The sequence below is a fragment of the Halobacillus dabanensis genome (assembly GCF_900114165.1).
In the GTDB taxonomy this organism is placed as follows: domain Bacteria; phylum Bacillota; class Bacilli; order Bacillales; family Halobacillaceae; genus Halobacillus; species Halobacillus dabanensis.
The window spans coordinates 20,790-27,567 of the sequence record NZ_FOSB01000021.1; the positions used below are offsets into that span (position 1 = coordinate 20,790).

5 protein-coding genes are annotated in these 6,778 nt (G+C 43.3%); 1 reads left to right on the forward strand and 4 read right to left on the reverse strand.

All coding sequences use genetic code 11. The features are described from left to right. The first annotated feature begins 14 nt into the window (after positions 1-14). On the forward strand, positions 15-1,163 hold the full coding sequence (locus BMZ58_RS20395) for a S1C family serine protease (RefSeq protein ID WP_075038365.1): 1,149 nt from the start codon (positions 15-17) through the stop codon (positions 1,161-1,163). A gap of 688 nt (positions 1,164-1,851) precedes the next feature. Here the strand turns inward: BMZ58_RS20395 and cls are convergent. The 4 genes from cls to BMZ58_RS20415 all read right to left on the reverse strand — a co-directional run bounded on the left by cls (position 1,852) and on the right by BMZ58_RS20415 (position 6,320). Further along, entirely contained in the window at positions 1,852-3,294 is a 1,443-nt protein-coding gene (gene cls, locus BMZ58_RS20400; RefSeq protein WP_075038366.1) for a cardiolipin synthase, read from the reverse strand. A gap of 311 nt (positions 3,295-3,605) precedes the next feature. Next, positions 3,606-4,148, reverse strand: a complete 543-nt coding sequence (locus BMZ58_RS20405) for a transcription repressor NadR (RefSeq protein WP_075038367.1) — start codon at positions 4,146-4,148, stop codon at positions 3,606-3,608. Positions 4,149-4,229: 81 nt separating this feature from the next. Further along, positions 4,230-5,690: a glycoside hydrolase family 32 protein gene (locus BMZ58_RS20410; RefSeq protein WP_075038368.1), complete on the reverse strand. Its 1,461-nt coding sequence runs from the start codon at positions 5,688-5,690 to the stop codon at positions 4,230-4,232. A gap of 132 nt (positions 5,691-5,822) precedes the next feature. Continuing rightward, a complete protein-coding gene (locus BMZ58_RS20415; RefSeq protein WP_075038369.1) occupies positions 5,823-6,320 on the reverse strand; it encodes a PTS sugar transporter subunit IIA in 498 nt (165 codons plus the stop codon). Positions 6,321-6,778 lie beyond the last annotated feature (458 nt).

The window sequence follows — 6,778 nt, forward strand, 5'->3', positions numbered from 1 at the left end:
CAAATTGTTTCTAAATGTTTGAGAAACAAGAAAAAAATCAAAAGAGACAGTATAAACGCTCTGGTTTAGCTTTTAGTGTTTTAGGTGCTATTGTTGCAGTTTTCATAGTGACGACGGTTTTCCAATGGCAAGGGATTTCCGTTAACGTCAACACGGAACCACCGACAGCTCAAGCCGATGAGATGAATCTCGGACAAAACCAAGAAGAAGTTACCCAAGCTGTCAATGAAACTTCCCAGGCAGTCGTCGGGATTAGTAACATCCAGGACACAGCCCAAGGCGCGAAAAAAGCCGGTACAGGATCTGGGGTCATTTACAAGAAAGACGGTGATCAAGCTTTTGTTGCCACCAACCATCACGTCATCGAAAATGCTTCCGCTTTGGAAGTCGTCTTGAGTGATGGAACTAAAGTTGAAGCCGAATTGAAAGGCAGTGACCCTTTGACGGACCTGGCCGTTTTACAAATAGATAGCGAACATGTACAAAAGGTTGCTGAGTTAGGTAAAGCCAATGACGTAGAGGTCGGGCAGACAGCCATTGCAATCGGCAACCCATTGGGCATGGAATTCGCTGGTTCAGTGACGAAAGGAATTGTCAGTGGTCTTGATCGTAATATCCCCGTCGATATTAATGGAGACAGCCAACCAGACTGGCAAACCGAAGTCCTTCAGACTGATGCAGCTATAAACCCTGGTAACAGTGGTGGTGCGCTGATTAACCTTCAAGGTGAAGTAATTGGGATCAATTCTATGAAGATAGCAAAAGAACAGGTAGAAGGCATCGGTTTTGCGATTCCGATGGACGTAGCCAAACCAGTCATCAATGACTTGGAAAACAATGGGAAAGTCGAACGACCTTATATGGGAGTTTCCCTTCAGGATCTTACCCAAATCCCCAATCCTGTACTTCAGCGTGAATTAGGATTGCCTAATGATGTCACTGAGGGCGTCCTTATCCAAGGCGTCGAAAAAGGTTCTCCCGCTGACCAAGCAGCACTAGAGAGATACGATGTCATCACCGCCATCGACGGAAAAGAAGTAGAATCGCTCATTAGTTTGCGCCAATATCTCTACAACCAAGCGAAGAATGGAGATACGGCAGAACTAGAAGTTTACCGTGACGGAGAACCCATCACCGTCCAAATCACGCTAACCTCTCAATAATTGAACAGATGTGAAGAATACGTGTGAAAGAATTGTGGAAACGCCGTGGGGAATTGATTCATCCGACAGATACGATCTCCCCCCTCCAATATTGTCAGAGACTTACAAGTCCCTGCGGCCTTTCTGTGTTGCAAGTAAAAACCAAACCCAAAACAAACAACCTCTCTCAAAAAAGCCCTGCGCTACAAGCGCAGGGCTTTTTGCAATATAACTCCCCCTCCAACTAAAGCTCCCTATTCTTGAAGACTCCGTTCCGATACAATTTGAGAGTGGATAGGTGCGACGGGGAATGACTCCAAGAAAAAGCGGGAATTAATGGGAGCGCACTGATGAGCATAAGGTTCCCATGTTGGAAATCTTGCTATAGAGCGTTATATTCCCATAAGACAGGGATGCTGGAAGACGCTCCTTCCTGGTAAAGGGATTCGTTTCTCCTTAACTTCTAATGGGGTGGTGGAGAAGCTGCGAGACTCCCGTGGGAGAAGAAGGTAGGCGAGATCCCGTAGTGCAGACCGCCCGAGGAAGCTCGACAGGTCCCCCACAGGAAAGTGTTCAAATGCGGAATCGTCTGGTAGACGAGTAGCTTCCCCACCACCCCTTACTCTTCATACGGCAACGGATCCCGGTTATCTTAAATTCGAGTCGTCAAGAATACTGCCATATTGTTGAAGAAGCAGATGGGAGACCGTTAAAGGATTGGAGAAAGCAGCCTTGATATCGCCTCTTTGAACCGAATCCATTTCGACCTTGATTGATAAAGTTTAAATGTTAATTCTGTAGACTCCACAATATCTTCATGAAAACGATCGGCTAGTAATTGAGCCACATCTGGATGGTACAAAAATGCATTGACTTCAAAATTCAGACGGAAGCTTCGAACATCGATATTAGCCGTACCAACAGAAGCAATTTTCCCATCGACTACAATCGTTTTCGCGTGAAGAAACCCTTTTTGATAAACATAAATCTTCGCCCCAGCATTCAGCATGTCTCCGATATTGGAAAAAGTAGCCCAGTATACAAAAGGGTGATCAGGTTTATTCGGAATCATAATCCTGACATCGACCCCTGATAAAACAGCTACACGAAGAGCATCAAGCAAACTATCATCGGGAATGAAGTATGGAGTTTGGATGTAAACATAATCCTTGGCAGACAAAATCATTTTCAGGTATCCATGCTTGATTTGTTCCCATTCAGAATCAGGTCCACTCGAGACGATTTGCATAGCCACATTGCCTTTAGGCTTCGCCTGATAATAACGTTCTTCGTAGACGATATCACGACGGGATGCATGGTTCCAATCAAGGATGAAACGTGTCTGCATATTGTTCACAGCTTCTCCTTCCACCCTTAAGTGTGTATCCCTCCAATATCCGAAACGTTTATTGAAGCCTAAATACTCATCCCCGATATTGAAGCCGCCGATATAGCCGATCTCCCCATCAATGATGGCAAGTTTCCGGTGGTTACGATAATTGATTTTCATATTGACTTTCGGTATAAGTGAAGGAAAGAAAGACTCGACCTGCACTCCTGCTTCGATAAGTTCTCGTTTATATTTACGCGTCAGTAACCTCGACCCCATGTCATCATACAAAAGTTTGACTTCTATGCCTTCCTTAGCCTTTCTCTTCAGGACTTCTGCTAATCTTTGCCCTAACTTATCGTCCCTTATAATGTAATAAAGGAGGTGTACGTGATTTTCCGCCTTTTCAATATCATCTATAAGTGCATGAAACTTTTTTTGACCGTCCGTGTAAATTTCCACTTCATTATTTTGTGATAATAGTGCGTCATTGTTCTTTAAATGCATATAAATTAAATCCTCATAAGGAATGATATCCTCATGCTGGACTTTTAAATGGTTCTCTTTGATTGCGGTCAGTTGTTCCTGAACAGCCGTGAGAAGCCCTAGTCGGCTTTTTTTGTCCCAGGTAAAAATCTCTTTATTACTCAGGCGACGGCCAAAAATCAAATAAAGAATGAATCCCACGACTGGTATAAAAAGCAAGACCATCAACCAAGCCCATGTTGCGCTAGCATCCCTTCGCTCAAGAAAAATAATGGCCAACGCCAACAAAACATTCAAGCTAAGGATGATACTTACTAAAATCGGAAGAATATTCACTGTGGCCACCTGCCTTTTTATCTAACAGTAAATCACTGTTTTCAATATATCATATTCGCCTGTGTTATTGATTAAAACAAACCTATACTTCCTTATTCCCTTTTAAGATCAGAGAAACAAATATAAAACTTCCCAAAGCTTAAGGAAAGACCCATAGTCACGTTCTTTGGCACGTTGAGGATTGACGGAGGAGATAAAACGCATAAGCTACCTATTACGGAATATGATTCATACCGTCAAATGGATACACTTCCAAAAGAAAAAAGAGATAGGCTTATAATTATTCCTGCCTATCCCTTCTGCCTTCCCCATTACTTTTCCATTAAAATTCCAGCTTCTTCTAAAGCGGCTTCTGCTTCTTCCAGGGCTTCTTTGCTGTCAGCTGCAATAGTATGTGTATGGATACCATCCGTCAATTCGAGCAAATAGGAAGCTTGGACTGAATGCACTTTCTCTATGAACTTCTTTACGTCACGACGGTTGGAGATTCTCAACTGCGCAATCAAATCTCCATAAATCGGATGTTCCACCACGACATCCTTGACATGAACCCCGTGATCAACCAAGATATTCAATTCTAGTTCTGTATCTGCTCCTTGATGCTGACAGACGATGGTACGTTGATAAGTCAACTCTTCCTTTCCATCGTTCATATACATATACCCCTGGCTTGTAGCCACAATTGGTTCACTCCGTGCTTTCAATAAAGAAACGTCACCGACGATCACTTGGCGGGTAACATTCATTTCCTCCGCTAAGGATCCTCCTGTAACAGGTACACCTCTTTGTTTCAACAAAGATAAAATATATTCTCTCCGCTCATTTGCTTTCATTTTCTTAGAAGATTGACTCATTGACATGACCCCTTCGTGCAATTTACATAAAATCATCTTATCACATTCAATAGAAGATCAGAAAATAGATCTCAATACTTATTATTCATATTGATAACCGTTCAAATCCCATTTCTCAATGGAGAAAGTAGTAGATCCTAAGGACGTGAAAAGTATATGCTCCTCTTCCGGCTGCGGGAAAATTCTCGAAGTGAACACTTCCTCCCCATCATTTACGAAAACCTCCAGGGAAGAACGGTCAATGAATAGGCGTATATTCCTTAATCCTTCTCCCAACCCAACACGCCGGAATTCTGTTTTCGACCTTTCCTCCAGATGAGGGCGGGATAAAGTAAGAATCCTATCTTTATAGCTCAGGGATGCGTATTGAAAAAGTTCAATAGCGAACATTTCATTCAACTGATCTATTTCGATGTTCAATTCGATGGACCTTCCCTGAATCCCACGAATCGCTTTCTGATCATTCTCAATCGTTACAGAGGAATGCAGAAGAACCGGTCCACGCATTGCTGATAATTCTTCCACAGGGGTCTGGGTGATTTTTTCACCGTTCCAGGTGAGCTCCCGTGGAATCGTCATACAGTGAACCCAGTGTTTCTCAATGGTGGGATGCTCCTGTTCATATTGCTCAGGAACCCCCATCCATCCAAATAATATCCTTCTCCCTTTTTCATCTACAGTGGTTTGGGGAGCATAAAATTCAAAACCACGATCCAACTCCCGAAATTCACTATGATTAAACTGCAGGTTATGCTCGTTCATTTCTCCAGCAAAATACCCGCTTTGGTATGTATTGGCATAGTTCATTCCATCTGACTCTAATCCTTGAGGGCAAACCATCAGAATATCTTTCCCTCCGAGTTCAAAAATATCCGGACATTCCCACATGAAACCTAATTCGCCGTTTCTTCCTTCTTTACTACCAGCGATTGTACCTAGATGCTCCCAATTATGGAGGTCATGTGAGCTGAACATGACCGCTTTTCCCTGATGATCTTCACTCTGTGCCCCTACTACCATGTACCAAATATCGCCTTGCTTCCACACTTTCGGATCTCTGAAGTGGGCAGTATATCCTTCGGGCGTTTCTATCAGGACTCCTTTTTTCTCGAAAGTCACCCCATCTTCCGAGACGGCCAAGCATTGGTTTTCCTGCTCTGGACCATTCTTCCCATCCAGATTTCCTGTATAAAACAAATATAGCCGACCTTCATGGGAGATGGCACTTCCAGAATAAACCCCATCGCGGTCAAAAGTGTCAGAAGGAGCCAGAGCAATTTTTTCGTGCTTCCAATTCACAAGATTTTCGGATGTGTAGTGTCCCCAAAACTTGGCGCCATGTGTTGTATCAAAAGGCATCCACTGATAGAAAAGATGATAGACACCTCTCCATTGGATCAACCCATTCGGGTCATTCATGAGGCCAACCGGTGGCATATGGTGATAATTTAAACGGTAAGGATCTGTTGCGACCGTTTCTTTATGTTTTTCTATTTCTTGTTCGGCTAAAGATTTCAACTCTAAGTCACGTTCAGACAAAATAATTCTCCTCCTTCAATCCATCCGCTTCTAGTGTTTGCTCCATTATAATGCTTCTATGTATCTGTTACCACAATCACACTCTTCATTGCACAAAAAACCTGAAGCACAAGAAGGTGCCTCAGGCTTTATCTATTACTTCGTTTTTAATGTCGCTATCGTTGACTGCCCTGCATCAGCGCCATCACTATAAGATGGATCGAAATTATCAACCACATCATCGAAGTTCGTGATCACAACGGGGGTGATCGTACTTTTGGCTTTTTCCTTAACAAGATCCATATCAAATGTAATCAAATGATCCCCTGCGTTGACTTGATCTCCTGTTTTAACAAAGCCTTCGAAACCTTCTCCTTCCATAGACACTGTCTCCAGTCCAATATGAACAAGTACTTCCACGCCCGATTTTGTTTTAATACCGACTGCATGGTTTGTTGGGAAGAGTTGTACGATTTCACCACTTACGGGACTTACAACTTTCCCATCATCCGGTTCAATCGCAACGCCGTCTCCCATCATTCGCTGACTGAAAACAGGGTCATCCACTTCATCCAGTGATACGACTTTTCCGTTTATAGGGGCTACGATTTGTTCTTCTACACTTTTATTACCGCCGAATAATTTCTTTAGCATTCTCCACCATCCCTTTCTGTATATTTCCTACGGGCTAATATAAGCAATTCTTCACTTTCAGGCAATCTGTTATTACTTTTCCCCACAGGCAGTTGACTAAACACTTAATCTTCCCCCTCCCCCCTACTTAAATATAAGCTCCCTATTCTTGAAGGCTCAGTTTCGAGACTTTTATTGAGTGGATGGGGCTGCGGGGAATAGCTCGCTTTCCGCGGGAGCGCGGTGAGCCTCCTCAAGCTTTGCTCTTCGGGGTCTCACCAAGCACTTTTTTCCCGCAGGAGTCTCACCATTCCCCTCCGCCCCTTTGCCATATAAGGGTCTCGAAACCACTTACGGAAAAAGCTGCTTCATACACATGGTAATTGGAGAAGAATGAGCTCCTAATAAGCTATTCTGCACGCGGAAAGCCTGTTATAGAGCGATTTACGCTTATAACAACAGGATAGTGGAAGACAGCC

Bases quoted from the DNA above. Each gene is read 5' to 3' on its own strand.
- BMZ58_RS20395 (WP_075038365.1), top strand. From the start codon at position 15: ATGTTTGAGAAACAAGAAAAAAATCAAAAGAGACAGTATAAACGCTCT.
- BMZ58_RS20405 (WP_075038367.1), bottom strand. From the start codon at position 4,148: ATGAGTCAATCTTCTAAGAAAATGAAAGCAAATGAGCGGAGAGAATAT.
- BMZ58_RS20415 (WP_075038369.1), bottom strand. From the start codon at position 6,320: ATGCTAAAGAAATTATTCGGCGGTAATAAAAGTGTAGAAGAACAAATC.